Below are 17,458 nucleotides of genomic sequence, written 5' to 3'. Positions count from 1 at the left end.
GCCGGCGCTTCCCGTCACCGGACGTGCTGCAGCGTCGGCGTGACGGCGGTGGTGGAGCGGTAGTAGTCGACGAGCTGCAGCCGCGTGGCCGCCGCCTCGTCGAGGAGCACGGTGGCGTGGCGGTGGAGCTGCAGGGCGGACGCAGGGACGAAGGAGCTCAGCGGTCCCTCCACCGCGGCCGCGACGGCATCGGCCTTGGACGCGCCCTGGGCGACGAGGAGCAGCCGACGGGCGTCGAGGATCGTCCCGATGCCCTGGGTCAGGCACTGCGTCGGCACGAGCTCCGGGGCGTCGAAGAAGCGGGCGTTGTCGTCGCGCGTGCGGGGTGCGAGCGTCTTGAGGCGCGTGCGCGAGGCGAGCGACGAGGTCGGTTCGTTGAAGCCGATGTGCCCGTTCGCGCCGATGCCGAGGATCTGCAGGTCGATCCCGCCGGCGTCGAGGATCCGTTGCTCGTAGCGGTCGGCGGCCGCAGCGAGATCGTCGGCGCGCCCGTCGGGCACGTGCACCCGCCGAGGGTCGAGGCCGAGCGGCTCGACGACGTCGCGGGCGAGGACGCTCGCGTAGGACTCCCGGTGCTCGAGCGGGAGGCCGACGTACTCGTCGAGCGCGAAGCCGCGGACCCGGGAGAAGGAGACCTCTCCCGCCTCGACGAGGCGGTGCAGCTCGGCGTACACCCCCGTCGGGCTCGAGCCGGTGGCGAGGCCGAGCACGGCCTCGGGGTCGGCGCGGACGAGCGCGACGATCGCGGATGCGGCGACGCGGGCGACCTCCTCGGCGGAGGGAAGGACGACGATCTCCATGGCGGGGGTCCGATCAGTGGGAGGCGGGCTGGAGCGACGCCGCGCGGAGGCGGGCGAGGGCGAGGGCGCCCTCGACGGGCGGGCGGTCGAGGACGATCAGGCGGAGATCCGGGTCGAGGCGGGCCCTGATGGCCTCCTGCAGGCGGGGCTGGTGGACGATGACGCCGCCCGCGGCCACCACGACGGAGCCGACGGCGCCTCGGCGTCGGAGGGTGCCGACACCCTCGGCGAGCCGCTGCGCGGCGTGGTCGATCACCTCCCGGGCGACGACGGATCCCTGCTCCGCCGCCTGGAAGACGAGCGGGGCGAGCCGGCCCCACTCGGTGAGGCCGGCCCGGGCGGAGACCTCGAGCGCCAGGTGCTCCAGGTCCGCGACACCGTAGCTCGCGAGCAGCAGCGGACCCAGCACGTCGCCGCCCCGCCCGAGGTCCTCGTGCAGCAGCAGCTCGCGGACCGCCTCGCGGACCAGGGCGGGCGCGCTGCCGAAGTCGTTGAGCATCCAGCCGAAGCCGAACGCGCGCAGCGGCCGGCCGGCCTCGTCGCGGCCGAGCACGACGGCGCCGGTCCCGACGATCAGCTGCAGCGACGGCTGCCGGCCGAGCGCGGGCCCGAGCAGCTCGGCGTCGTTGACGACCTCGACGTGGGAGGTGCCGAGCCGGCCGGTCAGCGCTTCGTGCGCGCGGCGCACCTGGGCCGGGGTGTCGACTCCGTTCAGACCGGCGACGACCTGCGTCCGCGGTCCCACCGGGACGAGCCCACTGACCAGGTCGGCGAGCCGGAGGAGGTTCGCAGGGTCGGAGAACACCGGTCCCGAGCGCCACTGCGCGGAGGGCACGACCAGGTCCTCGCGCTGCCCGGCACCGGACTCGGCGGCGAGGTGGGTCTTGGTGCCGCCGACGTCGATGCCGACGAGCGCGGCCTCGCGCTCCGTCATCGGACGCGGACGCAGTCGTCGACGCGGACGAGGTCCCGGCCCCGCAGCGTGTAGAGCGCGCCGTCGGCATCGGCGGCGAGGTGCGGACCGCTGTACCAGCCGCCGTCGATCGCCGGGACCACGACGGTGACGTCGAAGCTGCGCGGGTCGATGCGGAACAGAGTGGTGTCGCTGACGACGTAGACGTGGCCGCGGGCGGTGGTCATCGCGGCGAAGCCCGGGCAGAGCGCGCTCTGGTCCGAGGTGTGCACGATGCTGCGGGTGACGCGGTCGATGACGAGGACGATCCCCTTGATGGTGATCGCGAACAGGTGCCGGCCGGTGTGGCTGAGCGCCGCGATGCCGGTGGCCTGTCCGGTCTCGAGGCGCCACAGCTCGGTGCGGCTCACGGGGTCCCAGGCGACGACGGTCCCGCGGGGCCCGGTCTTCTGCGCGTTGTCCCCGCCGAGGTAGGCGACTCCGTCCACGGCGGTGACGGCGCGGACGAGCTGTGCGGAGTCGATGGGGTTCACGGCGATCGTCGAGGCACCGGTCGCAGGGTCGTAGGTCCAGATCGAGCCGCCTCCCTCGGTGTCGGCCTGCGCCGCGACGAGCAGGAGCCCGCTGGACTCGTCGTACTCGGTGTCGAGGGGGCGGTTCTGCGCCTCGGGGAAGCGGGCGACCTGGCGGATCGGGTCCGGGGAGGCGGGGTCGTAGGCCCAGATGCCCTGGCCGCTGTACTGGCCGGTGTGCAGGACCCCGTCGATGACCTCCGCGTCCTTCGCCTCTCCGGGAGCCCGAAGGTTGACGACGGCCCCGGTGGCGAGGTCGTGGCGGGCGATGCCGCCGTTGCCGCCGACGTAGGCGGAGCCCGCGCCGACCGCGATGCCCATGCACGTCTGCGGTCCGACGGGCGCGCCGGCCTCTCCGAGATCGATCAGCCGGTGGTCGGTGCCGGGCAGGGAGATCCGGGCGAGGAAGGCGTAGCCGGAGGTGGCGACGAGGTCGCCGTCGAGCGGGTCGAGGCCCCAGATCTCGCCCAGCTCCAGGCCGGCCAGGTCGAGCTGCTCGACGGTCCCCGCCGCGGTGTCCCAGGCGACGACGCCGGTCTCGTTGGCGGCGTAGACGGTGTCGTCGATCCGCGCGAAGCTCTTCGCGGTCTTGCCGATCGACAGCGCGGACGTGTACGAGGCGGGGTCGGCCAGCGACAGCGAGGCGAGGGTGCTCGGCCGGGCGGCGCCGGCGGTGGAGACGAGGAGCCGGTCGCCGTCGACGGCGAGCTCGCGGATGCTCGGATCGGCGACCATCTCGGCCGGGGTGATGTTCGCGAAGGCCCCGGTCGCGCGGTCGAAGGCGTAGAGCGCCGCGCGGCTGGTGCCCGCCCCGCCGCCGAGGGTGCTGCCGGCGCCGAAGTAGACGGCGGCGTCGGTGGCGGCCACGGCCCGGGCGAGGGTGACCGCCGGGTCGGGGACGCCGAGGCTGGTGACGGCGGCGGTCGCGGGGTCGTACTGCCAGAGCGCGGGCGCGGTCGTCCCGCCGCCGCCGACCGCGAAGAGGACGCCGTCGGGCGAGACGGCCAGGTCGCGCACGTCGCGGTCGCCGATCCGCCCGATCGGGGTCGCCGCGACGGCGGGGGTCGCGAGGTCCCAGCGGAAGAGGTTCGGCGCAGTCCCGGCCGACTTCTGCAGGATCCCGATGTAGAGCAGTCGCCGGACCGGATCAAGGGCGAGCGCCTGGATGCTGTAGCCGTTGCCGACCGTGGTGGAGGCGGTCACGAGTCCGGCGGCGACGTCGACGGCGATGACCCCGGTGGTCGCGAGGTTGCGGGAGCCGATGTACGCGACTCCGTCCAGGAGCACGCTGCTCATCAGCGCGTACTGCTCGATGCCCGGGCCGAGCGGGACGATCCGGGGCGCCCGGCCGGAGCCGCGGGTGGTGGCGGCGTCGGCGGTGTCGGCGTCGGCGGGACCGGCGAGGGCGGTCAGGGCGACAGCCCCGCCGACGGCGCCGAGGACGGCGCGACGGGAGAGGAAGTGGTCGGTCATGGTGGTGGCTCCTGAGGTCGGAAGGGTCGCTGGAGGACGGGCCCGGAGGCCCGTGGAGGATCGCCGGTTCAGGCCGTGACGGCGAACCGGGCGGGGGACAGGCGGTGCGCGAGCGCGCGGCCGTCGGTGAGGCGGACGAGCTCCTCCAGCACCGACTCGGCGAGGCGGCCGAGCTCGGTGCCGTAGGACCCCGCGATGTGCGGGGTGAGCAGGGCTCGCCCCGAGGTGTAGAGCGGGTGGGCGGGGTCGAGGATCCAGGGCGAGGTGACGTCGAGGATCGCGTAGAGCTCGCCGGCGAGGACGCGGCGGGTGAGCGCGGCCTGGTCGATGATCTCGCCGCGAGCGGTGTTGATCAGGGTCGCGTCGGTGCGCATCCGCTCGATGCCGCGGGCGTCGACGAGGTTCCAGGTGGAGGGGAGGGACGGGGCGTGCACCGAGACGACGTCGCTCGTGGCGAGGAGATCGTCCAGGCCGACGAGCTCGACCCCGAGCGCCGCGGCGCCGTCGTCGTCGAGGTAGGGGTCGTAGACGACGACCTCGAAGCGGTACGAGCGCAGCAGCCGGACGACGAGCCGGCCGATGGTGGAGGCGCCGATGATCCCGACCCGCTTGTCGAAGGCGCCGAGCCCGGGGAAGTCGCGCTCGACGTCGATCTCGCGCCGCTCCTCCCGGTAGCGGCGGGCCAGCGGCAGGACCCGCTTGGCCGCGAGGACGATCATCGCCACGGTGTACTCCGCGACGGGGACCGCGTTCGCCGCGGCCGCGGTGCTCACCTGCACCCCCCGGAGCAGGACCTCCTCGGCGAGGTAGGGCTTCACGGTCCCGGCCGAGTGCAGGACCGCCTCCAGGTTCGGGATCGCGTCGAGGACGTCGGTGTCGAGCCGGGGGGAGCCCCAGCCGGTGATCAGGACGTCGACGTCGCCGAGGATCCGCCGCGACGAGGCGGACCCGAATTCGCTGACGTGTCCGGCGATGTCGGCGACGGCGGCGACAGCGGCGAGGCGCTCGGCCGGGAAGATCCGGTCCAGGGCCGAGTCGGACATCGCGAACGCGACGCGCTTGCGGCCGCTCACTTGACGCTCCCGGCGCTCAGGCCCGCCCGCCAGAAGCGCTGCAGGAGGACGAACGCGAGGACCAGCGGCACGATCGAGAGGAAGGAGCCGGCGATCACGAGAGTCGAGAACTCGGGGTTCTGCTGCACCTGGCTCTGCCACAGGGCGATGCCGACGCTGGAGGGGAAGAGGCTGCGGTCCTGCAGCATGATCAGCGGCAGCATGAAGTTGTTCCAGATGCCGACGAACTGGAAGAGCGCGATGGTGACGAAGCCCGGCAGCAGCATCGGGAGGCCGATCTGCAGGAAGCTCCTGACCGGTCCGGCGCCGTCGACGCGACCGGCCTCGAGGACCTCGCCCGGCAGGTAGCCGGCGCTGAAGACGCGGGCCAGGTAGACGCTGAACGGGTTGCAGAAGGCGGGGATCAGCACGGCCCAGATCGTGTCCGTCGCGCCGATCGACGCAGCGAGGAGGTAGAGCGGGATCACGGTCGCCGTGTTGGGGATGAGGACGCCGACGAGGACGGCCGCGTAGAGCGGGCGGGAGCCGCGGAAGCGGAACTTGTCGAACGCGTAGCCGGCCATCAGGGCGACGAAGCCGCCCACCACGGCGCCGACGCCGGCGTAGAGGATGCTGTTGCCGAGCCAGCGGACGAAGATCCCGCCGTCCTGGGTGAGCACCCGGGTCATGTTGGCGAGGAACTCGCCGCCGACCGCGAGGGCGTCGCCGGAGTACAGGCCGGGGGCGTCCTTGGTGACGGCGAACACCAGCCAGAGCAGCGGGACGATCATGTACCCGGCCCCGACGACGAGCAGCCCGTTGACGGTGAGCGACGCGGCGCGGGAGGGCCCGCGACGGCCGCGGCGGCGCGGCCCGGGAGGAGTCGGGGAGGCGGGGGCCGGGCGGTCGTGCACGGTGTCGATGACGGCGGTCACTGGCTGCGCTCCTTCGAGGTGAAGCGGGTCACGGCCCACGAGAGGACGCCGGCGAGAGCGGCGAGGACGATCGAGGCGGCGGCCGCCTCGGGGAGGTTGTTGCGGTTGAACGCGGCGTCGTACGCCCACATGTTCGGCACCCAGGTGCTGGTGACCGCGGTGGTGGCCGAGGAGAGGATCCGCGGTTCGGTGAACAGCTGCAGAGAGCCGATCACGGTGAAGAGCAGGGCGACGCCGAGCGCGGGGGCGATCAGGGGGGCCTTGATCGAGAGCGCGGTGCGGATCCCGCCCGCCCCGTCGACCTTCGCGGCCTCGAGGACCTCGCCGGGAACCGCCTGCAGGGCCGTGAACAGGATGATCACGTTGTAGCCCGCCCACTCCCAGATCGCGATGTTGACCATCGAGGGCAGCACGAGGTGCACGGAGAGGAAGTCGATCCCGATCCCGCCGGAGGCGAGCGCCTTCACGATCGGGCTCACCCCCGGGGTGTAGAGGTAGGCCCAGATCAGGGCCGCGATGACGCCCGGTACGGCGTGCGGGAGGAACAGCAGGAGCTGGAAGGTGCGCCGGGCGAGGGTGACCCCGGCGTCGAGCAGCAGCGCGAGGGAGAGGGCGACCACGAGCAGCGCCGGGACGTACAGCACGCAGTACAGCGCGAGGCGGCCGAAGCCCTCGAGGAAGCTCTGGTCCGACAGGACGGCGACGTAGTTGCCGATCCCGACGAACTCGGTGGTCGAGCCGCCGAAGCCGAGGCCGGAGCGGGACTGCGCGAACAGGCTCATCCCGATCGCGTAGACGACCGGAGCGATCATCGTGACCATGAACAGGGCGAAGAAGGGCAGGAGGAAGATCGAGGCCGTCCGGCCTCCGGTGCCCGAGACGCCGCTCCGGCGGGAGCGGAGGGCCGAGGGCCGGCGCAGGAGCGTCACGACCGGGGTCCCCTCGGGGAGGCGCCCGCCCGGACGGAGGTCACTGGGAGACCTCGAGCCCGAGGCGCTCGAGTCCGTCGACCGTGGCCGTCTGCGTGCTCTGCAGTGCCTCGGAGAGCGAGGGCTCGGCGGTCACCGAGTCCTTCAGCGCGGTGCTGGTCAGGTCGTAGCTCGGCCCCCACGCCCACGGAGCGAGATCCGCCGAGGCCTCGTCGAACACCGCGTAGATGTCGTTCGCGTAGTAGTCGACCGGCGCGACGGACGCTGCGGCGTCGTTGAGCCCGGGATAGGCGAGATAGGCGGTGCCGACGGCGCCGCGAGCCTCCACCGCGGCGGTGGTCGTGGTCAGCCACTCGAGGAAGACCGCGGCGGCGGGGGAGTCGTCGGTGCCCTCGGCGATCGCGAACCCGGTCCCGCCGCTCAGGGCTCCGCTGGGCTCGTCCCCCCACGAGGGCGGTGCGGCGGCGATCCACTTCCCGGCCTGGCCGGCCCCCTCGGTGCGGGTCTTCAGACCGGAGGCGCTCCAGGAGCCGCCGATCCAGCCGTTCACCGTCCCGTCGCCGAGGTCGGCCGTCCACTCGTCGCTGAACCCGAGCTGCTTCTTCACGAGGTCCTCATCGATGAGGCGCTGCCAGAAGTCGGCGACCTTCTCGGAGGCCGCGTCGTCGATCGCGACGTTCCAGTGGTCGTCCTCGGCGGTGAACCACTCCGCTCCGGCCTGCCACGCGAGCGGAGCGAGCGGGGGCTCGTTGGTGAAGTAGCTGGCGAGGTAGGCGTCGGGGTTCCAGGCCTTCACCGCCCGAGCTGCGTCCTCGAACTCGGCCCAGGTCGTCGGGACTCCGACTCCGGCCGCGTCCAGGACGTCCTGGCGGTACCACATGGTCAGCGGCGGTGCGTCGTAGGGGAGGGCGTAGGAGTCGTCGCCGAACGTCACGAGGTTCTCGACCTGGTCGTCGTACGCGGTGCGGACGTCCTCGCCGATCACGTCGTCCAGGGGCAGGACCTGGCCGGCCGCGACGAAGCTCGGCAGGCGGTCGTACTCGATGCCGACGACGTCCGGGCCGGTGCCGGAGGTGATCGCGGCGGCGAGCTTCGTGTAGCCGCCGTTCGCGCCGTTCGGGATCTCCTCGAAAGCCACCGTGATGTCGTCCTGGCTCGCGTTGAAGGCTTCGACGACGTCGGCCATCCCGCTGAGCGACGACCAGAAGGTGATGTCGCCGGCGGGCGGGCCCTGCGGGGTCTCAGCGGCGGTCGAGCCCCCGGACGAGCAGCCGGCGAGGGCGATCGTCGTCGCCAGGGCGGCGGCGGCGAGGGGGAGGCGGCGGGTGCGCATGGTGTGCTCCTTCGGACAGCTGCGGTCGGTGTGGATCGATCATCGATCCCCGGCCGCGACGCGACAAGGAGCGCAGCGTCAAACGCACATCAACGCACAGAGGCGGTCCCGCGGACGGTCGACTCCCGGACGACGAGGGCCGGCAGCAGGATCATCCGCACCACCGTGCGCGCACGCTGGTCGCCGAGGCGCAGGCGGTCGACGCAGAGGCGGAGCGCGGTGTGGCCGAGCTCGTGCTTGGGGGGAGCGACCGCGGTCAGGGGGACCGCGGCCAGGGCGGAGATCTCGTCGTCGTAGGCGATGACGCCGAAGTCCTGCGGCACTCGCAGCCCGCGCTCCAGAACGAGGTCGGTGAAGGCCATCGAGTCGGCGTCGCCGAGCACGATCGCCGCGGTGACGCCGGCGTCGAGGCAGTCGTCGAGGAACGCGGTGAGCTCGGGGATCGAGACGCTCTGGCCGACCGGCGGATGCGAGAGCTCGCGCCGGAGGCGGTCGCTCTTCCTGCCGCCGCCCGTGGCGCGCATCGCGCGCTCGTAGCCGACGGCGAGCCCTGCGGCGGTCGCGACGGGCCGCGCCGCGAGGGCGATGCTGTGGTGGCCCTGCTCGAGGAGGTGCCGGACCGCGATCTCGGTGCCGTAGCCGTGATCGGAGCGGACGCACTCCAGGCGCGCGGCGATCGACTCCTCGATCGAGCGCTCGATGATCACGACCGGGAGATCCGCGCTCTCGAGGAGCTCGAGGAGCTCCGATCCTTCGCGCAGCGCGTCCCGCGGGGTGATCAGGAGGGCGTCGACGCCGCGGTCGATGAGCCTCCGTGCCTGGCGCAGCTCCTCCGCCTCGGAGTAGCTGGTCGCCCCGACGACGAGACGGCAGTTGAGCTCCCGCGCCGCCTGGCTGGCGCCGCGGATCACCTCGGGGAAGTAGTAGGTGCTCGTCGGCACGATCATGCCGATCGTCGCGACCGGCCGCTCCGCCGCGCGGACGGCGGTCGGATCGGCTCTGCTCTGCTGCTGCGCCGCCACCGCCGGTGACAGCGCGCCGCCGTGCACCCGCACGAGCAGCCCGTCGGCCTCGAGCGCCCCGAGGTCGCGGCGCACCGTCATCTGCGACGTCCGGAACCGGAGGGCGAGCGCGGCGTTCGAGACCGATCCCCGGAGCTCCAGCTCGCGGAGGATGGCGTCCCGGCGTGCGGCGGCGACCATGAGCGACCTCCTGTGTGCAGTGTCGAATGAACGCACACATGCAAACACACGCGCGCGCCGCCGCGCACCCCCGCCTAGGCTCCGGAGCGTGTCGCGAATGCTCTCCGCCCTCGTCCTCTCCGGTGCCGGCCGCGCTGGTGCCGACCGCTACGGCGACCCCTGGCACCCCTTCGCCGAGACGACCGAGTGCGTGGTCGCGATCCTGCGCGAGTCGGGCTTCGCGCTCAGGGTCGCGCCGGACGTGGACGACGCGCTGCGGCGGTTCGAGGACGCTCCGGATCTCGTCGTCGTCAACGTCGGGCTGCCCCGGGACGGGTCACCATCGCCCGCCGCCGCCGCGCGGGCCGGCCTCGGACGCCTGCTCGCCTCCGGTGCCCCCGTGCTCGCGCTGCACGCCTCCTCGACGAGCTTCGTCGACGCGCCGGAGTGGGAGCAGGCGATCGGCGGCCGGTGGGAGCGGGGGACGTCCTTCCACCCCGAGCACGGCGAGGCCCGCGTCCGCCTCCTCGGGCACCCGCTCACCGCCGGGATCGGGGACTTCGTCCTGCAGGACGAGCGCTACACGTCCCTCCGCACCGCGGCCGACAACGAGATCCTCGCGGTCCACGAGCACGACGGCGTCGAGCACCCCCTGATCTGGCTGCGCGAGGCGACCGGCGGCAGCGGCCGCGTCGCCTACGACGCCCTCGGCCACGACACCCGCTCCTTCGAATCGCCCGAGCACCGCGAGATCCTCCGCCGCCTGATCGCCTGGGCGACGCGGCAGGACGAGGTCTGAGCGCACCGCGGGAGCTGAGCGCGGTCGGCGAGGGGCCGCGAGGCCGACTCCGTGTCGACGCTCCCTCGTCGGGGCGTCAGTGGGCGTCGTCGTTGCCCATCTCGTGCACGATCCGGCCGTGGCAGCCGGCCTGCGTCCAGTCATAGGGGCCGGTGGAGGTGAGGTTCGTTCCGTAGAGGGCGGCCATGGCCTCGCTGTCCTCCGCGAGGGGCTCGGAGCCCCGGTCCTCGGGCGAGCGGTCCCACCACAGCTTGAAGGTGTAGTCGAAGCCCTCCTCGCGCATGCAGCCGGCGATGCGCAGCTGCATGTCGACCCAGCTGACCGCGTTGCCGAGCTCGTCGCCGACGAGGCTCGCCGGGTAGGTGATGTCGTCCGGTGCGTCGGAGACGTCGTAGAGGCGGACGCCCCACTGGTCGTACCGGTGCCCGTCGGGGGCGGCGGTCGGCGTCGCCTCCTCGAACGGCGTGCCCGGCTCGTGGGCGGCGGGGGTGATCGAGGGGAGCGGCGACGAGGCGACGTCCTCCTCGACGACGGGCGGGTCGGCCGCCCGCGCGGCGGCGAAGCGGTCGTCGTAGTCCTGGACGGCCGACGCCGTGGTGGCGGCGAGGACGGCGCCGAGGCCTGCCGTGAGGAGCAGTCCTCCCGCGGCGAGGGCGATCGTGGCGCGCAGCCGGGTGGTGCCTCGAGGGCGGGGATCCGTCATGTCGTGACCTGGCTTCCGGTGGGGCGTCGGGCGATGGACCAGCAGAGGGCGGCGGCGAGCAGGACGAGTCCTTGCGCGTTCCCCAGCAGCAGGAGAAGGAGGTCGAGGGAGGGCACCGAGGACACGAGCACGGGGACCGTGGCGCTGACGTACCAGAGCGCGTCTACCGCGACCGTCGGGAGGACCGAGACGGCGACCGCTCCCAGCACGGCGCCGGCACGGCGGGTCCGGTGGTGCAGGAGCAGCAGCAGAGCCAGCGCGGCGACGGCGGTCGCCGCGAACACCGGTGCCGTCGTCGCGAACGGCACCGGACTCTCCGTGACCAGGCGGGTGCTCGCCCACCCGCCGACGACGACGGAGGCCAGGACGAGCACGAACACGACAGCCCAGAGGGCGGTGGAGAGCGACCCCACTCGCGCGTCGAAGAGCATCTCCGCGCTTCCCTCGTGGAGTCGGGCGCGGCGCCACAGCAGATCCGCCCCGGCGCCCCGGACCGTGCGCGAGGCGATCTGCCGAGCCGTGCGGCGGGGAGCCTGCTCCCTCTCCTCGGCCCACCGGGTGTGCTCGAAGAGGTCGGACGCGATCTCCTCCGCCCGCTCGGTCGCGAAGTGCGGATCCAGTCCGCGGGTGTAGAAGCGGCACCAGCGCAGCGCGGCGACCGTGGAGCGGCGCATCGCCGCCGACGATCGGGCGCTCACGCCGTTCCACCGAGGACGAACGGGGCACGACCGGCAGCGCCCGAGCGGGCAGCGGCGGCCGCGTGGGCGACGGCGCGTCCCTCGCCGGTCACCTCGTAGCGGCGGCGCGGAGGGCGGCCCTGCGCGTTCGCCTCCGCCTTGTCCTCCCAGGACGACGAGACGAGACCGCGCTCCTGCATCCTCCCCAGCGCCTTGTAGAGCGTGCCGTGCGCCGTGAGCGGCCGGCCGTCTCCGGTGGCGAGCGACGCGGCGAGAGCGAAGCCGTGCGTCGGCTCGCCCGCATCGATGAGCGCGTCCAGGAGGTCGAGCTCGAGGGGGAGGACCGCTCCCTGCTTCCGTCTGGGCATGACCGAAGAATAGGAAGATAGGGGAGGGAGGTCAAGGGCGGCGCGGGATCGCGGTCGCCCGACCGGCGCGCTCCTGCTGAGGTGACTCCGTGCGGAGCGTCCGTCAGCGCCTGCGTTCCGGCCAGGCCTGCCACGCCCGGCTCCAGGGCGCGGACAGCTGCTGCCCGTCGTGACTGGTCACCTCATGCACGCCCTCCTCGTTGGTGTAGCCGCTCGACATGCCCAGCTCACCACCGCCTCCGATGCGGTAGGCGACGGTGATGCCGTCGTCGTGAGCGGTGATGCTCTCCTCGTAGCGTCCCGCGACGACGTCGAGGACGGTTCGCTCGAGGTCGTCCGCGAGGGCGGTCCAGTCGTCGTCGCAGGCGTCGCAGCCGCAGACGGGATAGTCGAACCGCTGCAGTGCTCCGGCGTGGAGGAGGACACCGGGGAAGACGGTCCAGACGATCGTGAGCGGGGCGGCGTCGACCGACCGAGGGGTCACGCGGACGGCGCGGGCGGCCCAGGAGATCTCGGCTTCGTCCCGGGCGGCGAGGGCCGGGTCGTCCTCGACCGTGACGTCGTAGCTGCGAGCGAGGTACTCGAGCAGGGCGTCCGCGATCGTGTGAACGGGTCGGAACCGCTCGGTGTCGCGGGTGACGGAGTAGCTCTCGTCCGGAGGTGGTCCTCCTCCCCAGCGGTTCCCGTAGGGGATCGGCCGGCCGTCCTCGTCGGTGAAGACGCGGTCCTCGACAGCGGGTCGGGCGTAGTCCGTCATGAGGGAGAGAGTACGGCGGAGCGCCGACCGGATCTTTCGTGTTCTTGCGCACTGGCTCCTGGCCCGACCTGCGCTCCGATGGTGCGCTGAGGCGCGCTGCGCGGCCTGCGGCGAGCCCGATCGTCCGAGCTCGGCGTCACCTGCGGTCGACGCGGGCCTCTCCCGGCATCGTGAGCCGGAGGATCAGGGTGAGGACGAGGCCGAGGATGCCGCTGACGAGCAGCGCGGCGCCGACGACAGCGGAAGCGCCGAACGAGCCCTGGGCATCGTTGCTCGTGTCCACCGGTACGAACCAGTAGACGACGGCTCCGACGATGAACAGCACGCTGACGACGAGGGCGCCGATGCAGGTGTCTCGCCGCACCTTCTCCTCGGACCCGTCTCCTGACAGGTTGACGAGCCAGAGGACTCCGATCACGGCGGGAGCGCCGGCGAGGAGCGCGAGGAACACGGGTTCTCCTAGTTGATGACGGGTCGCGACAGCATCCGCAGCTGGGGCAGGAAGAGCGCCGCGGGCGATACGGCGACCATCACGCTTCTCCGTGGAGGGCGACCGCCTGGCTGGCGGTCATCGGGTAGTCGCGCAGGAAAGACGACGGAGCTACTGAGTGATGAGCTCAGCACACCACCCAGTTTCGAATGACCTGCAACGCCACGCTCGCCAGCGTGAAGGCCAGGAATGCGGCGGTCGGTACAACCAGCGAAAGGGGTTCGTCCTTGCGTCGGACGAACATCAGGCGCGCAGCGAGGATCAGCGCGAGGGCAGGGGTCGCGTAGGCGGCGATGTAGACGACGAACTGGCCCCACCATTCAGCGGCGGAGAAGTCTTCATGCCACATCGTCCAAAAGCCGGCACTCACGAAGGCAACGAAGACGCACAGTAGCGCGGTCAAGATGCCGACTGCGAGAAGTGTTCCAGCGAGGACCCCTGAGCTGTCGACCGCTCGGCGCATCCAGGAGGTGATGCTCACAGCAGCTGCGACGACGAGTACGGAAGCGCCGTACCAGTACGCCTCGACCGGGACCCGTCCAAGGTCGTAGCACTCCGCGAGTACTCGGCTGAGTGGTGTCCAGGCGGCTACGAGCTGGAAAAGAAGCGCCGCGATCACCAGTAAGACCAGAAGGATCTGGCCGAGCACGCGCCGCGCACGCGTGAGGACGGAAAGCTGTCCTATTGATTCCTCCTGATCGTGCTGCATCCGCATCCCCCCGTCGCGCGGTAGCCGGACCGCCAGAATCCCACCACGGCTAGTATGCATCGCACGCTAACATGCAAAGCATGACAGTCGACGTGGGGGCCCAGATCCGGAAGGGCGTGGTGGAGTACTGCGCCCTCGGGCTCCTGTCGCGGGAGCCGATGTACGGCTGGCGCCTGTCGGAGGAGCTGGTGTCGCTGGGCATGATCGCGAGCATCGGCACGCTCTACCCGGTGCTCGGGCGGTTGAAGGATCGCGGGCTGATCACCTCCTACGCAGGGGAGAGCGGTTCGGGCCCGGTCCGGAAGTACTACAAGCTCACCCCCTCCGGACAGGCCGAGCTGGGCGAGTTCCGCCGCCAGTGGGAGCCCTTCACCCGTTCCGTCCAAGCGATCGTGGCAGGAGACGACACATGACCCCGACCAGCGCGCCCCGCGAGGTCCAGACCTACTTGAAGCGGCTCGATCGGGCGCTGCGGCCTGTCCCTCGTGACATCGCCTCCGCCATCCGAGACGGGATCGATGAGGAGCTCGCCGGCCTCGAGCCGGCCGAAGCCCTCGAGCGCGTGCGGTCCTTCGACGAACCGGAATCCATCGCGGCCGCCGCCCTGGGCGAGAGCCGCACTCACCCGAAGCCAGCGGGCCGCGCGAGAGCGATCTGGATCGTCGCCGCCGGCGTCGTCGTCGTCGTCCTCGCGGTCGCCCTGGTCTCGACGTGGGCTCTCGCACCTGGCCCCACCCCTGAGGCGACCGCTTCCTCTGTCGTCGCCTACCCGATGCCCGATCTTGGTCCCTCTCCCGCCCCTGCACCTCTCGCCCCTGACGAGCAGGAGCAGCTGCGCATCCAGGAGCAGGACCGCCAATGGGAAGGAGTCCTGGCCGGCTTCCCCGACGCGACGAGGCCCGCCGACCCGTTCCAGGAATACCGCGACCCGAACGACTCGACAGCACTCCTGGGCTGCCTCACCGCGGCCGGCCTGCCGGTCGACCTCGGCTCGAACGCCGCCGGCGGCGGACCCGTCAGCATCATGACGTCCGCCTCGACGGAAGCCGAATCGGTCGCCGCGTTCACCTGCTGGTCGAGCTATCCCACGACACCCGTGGTCCCCATGACGTCCGAGCAGATCGACTACCTCTACAGCTACCTGACCGAGTACCTCGTGCCCTGCTACGAAGCGAACGGCATCGAGAATCCCGACGCCCCCAGCCGAACCGACTTCACCGACCAGTGGCCGAACCAGGGCTGGTTCCCCAGCACGAGCGAAGCGTGGCTGACCGACGACGAGCAAGAAGCGATAGACGAAGCATGCGTGCGACCCGTCTGATCGATCGGACTACAGGCGTCCCGTGTGGGGATGGTCCAGTGCGTCAGATCCGTCGTTCGATTGCGGATCCGGTCCGGCGTTCGACGAAGATGTGACACCAGTGGTGTCGGCGGACACTCTCTACTGTGACGGACTCTGAGACCGCCGAGGCGGACCTCTGGGAGCGCACGCGGCGCGACAACGGCGACGCCTTCGCGGTCCTGTTCGACCTTCACCGTGCTCTTCCGGCCAGTCGCCGTACCTGGCCAGCCTAAGAAGCGGTTTTGGATTGGGAAGCCATCGCCTCATGTACTCGGACGAAGATGGCAGGTGATGTCACCAGTCGTCCCCTAGCTTACGAGAAGCGTCTGTTTCGGTTTTTGGCGACTTCTCGGGTTGCGTATGAGTATCGCCCCCTCCTTCACCTGATGCAAAGAAAAGAACCAGCAGAATGAGGGTTGACACTACTGCGCCAGCGATCAGGAAGCATCCATCTAGACGAGCGAAGGACATGTCGCTCGTGAGGATGTCCCTATCTGTGGCTGGTTCCGCGAATTTGGATGTTGCCGTACCAAACATGATCAGAATCCCTGTGCCGCTTGCCAGTGCCCACGCGAGGCGAGAAGGAAGATTCCCACCGTCCTTCCTGCGAACCACCGCCAGCCAGAGTACCCAGATGAGGAATGGCATAAGGATGGCCATGAAGAAAGAAGTTGTCATGCTAGTTACCCGCCGCCTCAGCTACTGAACCATCCGAGCAGCCGATTCCAGAGGAGCTTCTCTCCACTCAGGCTGCGTCCCCCGCGGGCTTCGCACGTCTCCCTCGGGTCCCACATGTAGATGGAGCACATGACTCACACGATGGCTCCAGGAGGGGCAAAGACGATGGGCATCACTCCATCGGGCCGCGGGAACTCTCCAACGTTCATCGGGACATCATGCACTGCGCTCCACCAGATCGACCAAGAGTCGAGACGTCACGCGCGGCATCGGAGGCGCGGCAGCCGATGTCCCCATGGGGCGAGGGTATCTACCCCACGCGAGGGGAGGGGGCTGCACGGTGTCCCGTACGGGGATCGATCACTGGAGCGCTCGAGCGTCGATTGTGGTCATTGCGCCGTCCGTGTCCTCGATGGTGATCTGTCCGTCGAGGAGAAGAGTGTCGTCGGTGCTCGGCCACCAGGCAGACCACCAGCCGTTGGAGACGGTCGCTGCGACCTCGTGACCGTCCTCGGTCAGCGTGACGCCGGCGACATCTCGACCGACCGTTCCTGCGGCGTAGCCGTAACCGGTCGGCGGTAGCTGGCCTCCCGTTCCGAAGAGTGCGATGGAGGCGGGCGCCGGTTCCTGCGGATCGTTCCCGGGGCCATCGAGGAGTGCGTAGCTCGGGGTGGTGGCGCTTTCTCCGACGCACCAGGCCACGGAGGGGCCGCTCTCGACGAGCACTGATTCGACGCTGCCTCGCGTGTCCGCGGAGAGAACGCTGGCCGGCTCGGAGGTGTTCGGATTGGCGTCGAGAGTGCTGATGCAGTTGTCGAGGACCGAGGAGCTGCTCGGGCCCGGCTCAGGTGCCGGCGTCCAGCTCGCCAGGCCCGAGGGGGAGATGCCCCCGGCATTCAGGGCCACTGTGCTCACGGGAACTGTGGGCCGACCTGCGATTGCCGCGATTGCGACGAGGGACGCGGCGAAACCGAGCGCGCACGCGCCCACGATCAAGCGCCGGCGGAGATCCCTCGTCGGGTTCTCGCGGCGAATCGTCTCCGACTCGATGTCGGCGAGGAGCCGCACGCGGAGTCGCCTTGCGTCCGCCGCATCGTCCGACCGGCGTGCGGGGTCGGCTCGTCTGAGGGCGAGCAACTCGTCGGTGGGTGTCATGAGAAACCTTCCGTCGGAAGAGCAGTGAGCTGCGCGCGTGGCCGGGTTGGATCGAGGATCGCGGCGTACCTCTTCTTGGCGCGGGAGAGGCGCATCGAGAACGCGGCCCGGCTGCAGCCGAGCACTTTCGCTGCTTCCGTGTCCGAGAGGTCCTCCCAGACGTGCAGAGAGAGCACCTCCTGGTCCGCCTCGGACAGGGAACGCAGCGCGTTCAGCGCATCGATCTCGGTCGAGCTGTCGGCGGCAACTGCTTCCGGGAGCCACACCCGCTCAGCGATGAGCTGCTCGCGCGTCTCCCGCCGGCGAGCGTTGCGCAGAACGTTCGAGGCTGTGGCGAAGAGCCAGGGACGTGGATGTGCTGGAAGGTCTCGTCGTCGGCGCCACGCGACGAGAAACGTCTCAGCTACCACATCGTCCACCAGATGCTCCGGAGCGCGACGACGGACGAAGCGGATCAGGTCGGTGAAGTTGGCCGCGAACAACTCCTCGAAGACGACGCGATCGATCTTCTCCACGCTGCACCCCCTCGGCCACTCACTCAGTACATGTCTCGACTGCGAGGAGTTGCAACACGACGGGGGCGCCGCCGGCC

The 17,458-nt window shown here is 71.1% G+C and carries 20 protein-coding genes; 3 read left to right on the top strand and 17 right to left on the bottom strand.

Features of this window, described 5'->3' with window-relative positions:
- Positions 1-14 precede the first annotated feature (14 nt).
- The 8 genes from nagB to EDF17_RS10850 form a co-directional block, all read right to left on the bottom strand.
- The gene (gene nagB / locus EDF17_RS10885) at positions 15-800 is read right to left on the bottom strand and encodes a glucosamine-6-phosphate deaminase (RefSeq protein ID WP_123446422.1); all 786 of its coding nucleotides are present in this window, start codon (positions 798-800) and stop codon (positions 15-17) included.
- A gap of 13 nt (positions 801-813) precedes the next feature.
- Positions 814-1,734: a hypothetical protein gene (locus EDF17_RS10880; protein ID WP_123446423.1), complete on the bottom strand. Its 921-nt coding sequence runs from the start codon at positions 1,732-1,734 to the stop codon at positions 814-816.
- Positions 1,731-3,758, bottom strand: a complete 2,028-nt coding sequence (locus EDF17_RS10875; RefSeq protein WP_123446424.1) for a PQQ-binding-like beta-propeller repeat protein — start codon at positions 3,756-3,758, stop codon at positions 1,731-1,733. Before EDF17_RS10875 ends, EDF17_RS10880 begins: the two co-directional genes overlap by 4 nt.
- Before the next feature lie 68 nt (positions 3,759-3,826).
- Entirely contained in the window at positions 3,827-4,831 is a 1,005-nt protein-coding gene (locus EDF17_RS10870) for a hydroxyacid dehydrogenase (RefSeq protein ID WP_243732866.1), read from the bottom strand.
- Positions 4,828-5,745 carry a carbohydrate ABC transporter permease gene (locus EDF17_RS10865; RefSeq protein WP_243732865.1) on the bottom strand — a complete coding sequence of 306 codons (918 nt, stop codon included), beginning with the start codon at positions 5,743-5,745 and terminating at the stop codon, positions 4,828-4,830. Before EDF17_RS10865 ends, EDF17_RS10870 begins: the two co-directional genes overlap by 4 nt.
- Positions 5,742-6,674, bottom strand: coding sequence for a sugar ABC transporter permease (locus tag EDF17_RS10860; protein WP_123446425.1), 933 nt, complete (start codon positions 6,672-6,674; stop codon positions 5,742-5,744). Before EDF17_RS10860 ends, EDF17_RS10865 begins: the two co-directional genes overlap by 4 nt.
- Positions 6,675-6,714: 40 nt before the next feature.
- The gene (locus EDF17_RS10855; protein WP_123446426.1) at positions 6,715-8,007 is read right to left on the bottom strand and encodes a sugar ABC transporter substrate-binding protein; all 1,293 of its coding nucleotides are present in this window, start codon (positions 8,005-8,007) and stop codon (positions 6,715-6,717) included.
- An 89-nt stretch (positions 8,008-8,096) separates the two neighbouring features.
- The gene (locus EDF17_RS10850) at positions 8,097-9,209 is read right to left on the bottom strand and encodes a LacI family DNA-binding transcriptional regulator (protein WP_123446427.1); all 1,113 of its coding nucleotides are present in this window, start codon (positions 9,207-9,209) and stop codon (positions 8,097-8,099) included.
- A gap of 97 nt (positions 9,210-9,306) precedes the next feature.
- On the opposite strand from EDF17_RS10850, the gene EDF17_RS10845 reads away from it, so the two are divergent.
- Positions 9,307-9,987 (top strand): ThuA domain-containing protein, encoded by a 681-nt coding sequence (locus EDF17_RS10845; protein ID WP_123446428.1) that lies wholly within the window; start codon positions 9,307-9,309, stop codon positions 9,985-9,987.
- Positions 9,988-10,063: 76 nt separating this feature from the next.
- On the opposite strand, the gene EDF17_RS10840 is transcribed toward EDF17_RS10845, so the two are convergent.
- From EDF17_RS10840 to EDF17_RS10815, 6 genes are all read right to left on the bottom strand, one after another.
- Entirely contained in the window at positions 10,064-10,690 is a 627-nt protein-coding gene (locus EDF17_RS10840) for a hypothetical protein (protein WP_123446429.1), read from the bottom strand.
- Positions 10,687-11,388, bottom strand: a complete 702-nt coding sequence (locus EDF17_RS10835; RefSeq protein WP_123446430.1) for a hypothetical protein — start codon at positions 11,386-11,388, stop codon at positions 10,687-10,689. The genes EDF17_RS10840 and EDF17_RS10835 overlap by 4 nt, the downstream gene beginning before the upstream one ends.
- Complete coding sequence (locus tag EDF17_RS10830) at positions 11,385-11,735, bottom strand: PadR family transcriptional regulator (RefSeq protein WP_123446431.1); 351 nt, start codon at positions 11,733-11,735, stop codon at positions 11,385-11,387. The genes EDF17_RS10835 and EDF17_RS10830 overlap by 4 nt, the downstream gene beginning before the upstream one ends.
- 103 nt (positions 11,736-11,838) lie before the next feature.
- Positions 11,839-12,492, bottom strand: a complete 654-nt coding sequence (locus EDF17_RS10825) for a DUF6226 family protein (RefSeq protein WP_123446432.1) — start codon at positions 12,490-12,492, stop codon at positions 11,839-11,841.
- Between the two features lie 136 nt (positions 12,493-12,628).
- Positions 12,629-12,943, bottom strand: coding sequence for a hypothetical protein (locus EDF17_RS10820; RefSeq protein WP_123446433.1), 315 nt, complete (start codon positions 12,941-12,943; stop codon positions 12,629-12,631).
- Between the two features lie 166 nt (positions 12,944-13,109).
- On the bottom strand, positions 13,110-13,691 hold the full coding sequence (locus tag EDF17_RS10815; protein WP_133672006.1) for a hypothetical protein: 582 nt from the start codon (positions 13,689-13,691) through the stop codon (positions 13,110-13,112).
- A gap of 80 nt (positions 13,692-13,771) precedes the next feature.
- Here EDF17_RS10815 and EDF17_RS10810 point away from each other — a divergent pair, with 80 nt between their 5' ends.
- Both EDF17_RS10810 and EDF17_RS10805 read left to right on the top strand, forming a co-directional pair.
- Positions 13,772-14,104, top strand: coding sequence for a PadR family transcriptional regulator (locus EDF17_RS10810; protein ID WP_104223417.1), 333 nt, complete (start codon positions 13,772-13,774; stop codon positions 14,102-14,104).
- Complete coding sequence (locus EDF17_RS10805) at positions 14,101-15,012, top strand: hypothetical protein (RefSeq protein ID WP_123446435.1); 912 nt, start codon at positions 14,101-14,103, stop codon at positions 15,010-15,012. Before EDF17_RS10810 ends, EDF17_RS10805 begins: the two co-directional genes overlap by 4 nt.
- 315 nt (positions 15,013-15,327) lie before the next feature.
- Here the strand turns inward: EDF17_RS10805 and EDF17_RS10800 are convergent, their stop codons facing one another.
- The 3 genes from EDF17_RS10800 to EDF17_RS10790 all read right to left on the bottom strand — a co-directional run bounded on the left by EDF17_RS10800 (position 15,328) and on the right by EDF17_RS10790 (position 17,381).
- Positions 15,328-15,711, bottom strand: coding sequence for a hypothetical protein (locus EDF17_RS10800; protein ID WP_133672003.1), 384 nt, complete (start codon positions 15,709-15,711; stop codon positions 15,328-15,330).
- A 360-nt stretch (positions 15,712-16,071) separates the two neighbouring features.
- The gene (locus EDF17_RS10795) at positions 16,072-16,866 is read right to left on the bottom strand and encodes a hypothetical protein (protein WP_123446436.1); all 795 of its coding nucleotides are present in this window, start codon (positions 16,864-16,866) and stop codon (positions 16,072-16,074) included.
- Positions 16,863-17,381, bottom strand: coding sequence for an RNA polymerase sigma factor (locus EDF17_RS10790; protein WP_123446437.1), 519 nt, complete (start codon positions 17,379-17,381; stop codon positions 16,863-16,865). Before EDF17_RS10790 ends, EDF17_RS10795 begins: the two co-directional genes overlap by 4 nt.
- Positions 17,382-17,458 lie beyond the last annotated feature (77 nt).

Origin of the sequence: Rathayibacter sp. PhB1, from assembly GCF_004362935.1 — a bacterium.
Taxonomy (GTDB): domain Bacteria; phylum Actinomycetota; class Actinomycetes; order Actinomycetales; family Microbacteriaceae; genus Rathayibacter; species Rathayibacter festucae.
Note: the sequence above shows the minus strand (reverse complement) of the source record. Positions and strands in the feature narration are given on the sequence as shown.